At 57.3% G+C, this 1054-nt stretch carries 1 protein-coding gene; it reads right to left on the reverse strand.

The genetic code is table 11. The annotated features are described in order from the left end of the window. On the reverse strand, positions 1-1054 hold a 1054-nt coding region (locus HMPREF3148_RS09510; protein WP_070509050.1), incomplete at both ends, for an ISL3 family transposase.

Genomic DNA, 1054 nt, shown 5'->3' on the forward strand with positions numbered 1-1054 from the left:
TGTGTCGGATGTTGGCGGCGTGGATCAGGCACCGCAATATGTAGTGGTCGAGGTTGCGGAATCCCAGGGCGATGCCGCGTAGGAATTCCAACCGACCGTTAATCGCTTCCACAGGTCCGTTGGATACTCCGTGATCGAAGTAGGCGAGGATGTCTTTGCGGCGTTTGTTCATGGTCCTGCCGAGCTGCGCGATCTCAGCGATCCCGGCGTCTTTGATGTCAACAAGCGTGTCAATGAGCGTGCTCATGGCTTTCTTGGCTGCTTGCTTGTTGGGATTGTTGTAGCAGCTTATGACTTGTTGGTAGTAGGTCCAGGTCTCTTGTAGCGGCGCGTAGTCGTCGTCGAAGTCAAACAGTTCCTCAAGCCTCCCGCGTTGCTTGTCGGTGAGTAGGTGCTCGGTGGTCAACAGTGTTTTCCGGTTGCGGTAGAGCGGGTCTTTGCTGCGGCCACGTCGGCCTGTTGTTTCTAACTGGAGCCTGGTGCGGCACTTGGTGAGCTTGTCACCGGCCAGGCGTACAACGTGGAACGGGTCCATGACTTGAGTGGCTTTCGGAATGACTTCGCCAGCGGCGGTGGCATAGCCTTGGAAGCCGTCCATGCTGATGATTTTGACCTGATCGCGGAACTGCTCGCTGTGATTATTCAGCCATGTTCGTAACGCGTCAGCGCTTCTGCCTGGGACAACGTCAAGAAGCCGAGCGGGGCGGATGACGTTTCCATCCTTGTCGTGGTGGTCGGTCATATCAACGATGACGGTGACGTATCCGTCGCGCCATTTGCGTCGGTTGTGCGACCAGCGATGCTCATCAACACCGATGACCTTGACCCCGTCGAGGTAGTGCTCGTCGTTGTAGATCAAGTCCTGGACAGCGGCTAAGGCCAAGGCGTTGGTGGTATCCCACCCCAGGCCTAATGACTTGGCTGCAGCGGCAACGCTCATCCGATCTAGGCAGAGTCGTTGCAGGATCCAGCGGGTCACCCTGTCCGTGGTCTTTGAATTGTCGGGCGCGCAGGTAAGGCCCGCGCGGAAGATCTTCTGCAAGCAGCGCTTGTT

Origin of the sequence: Corynebacterium sp. HMSC05D08 (genome assembly GCF_001807215.1) — a bacterium.
Lineage (GTDB): Bacteria > Actinomycetota > Actinomycetes > Mycobacteriales > Mycobacteriaceae > Corynebacterium > Corynebacterium striatum.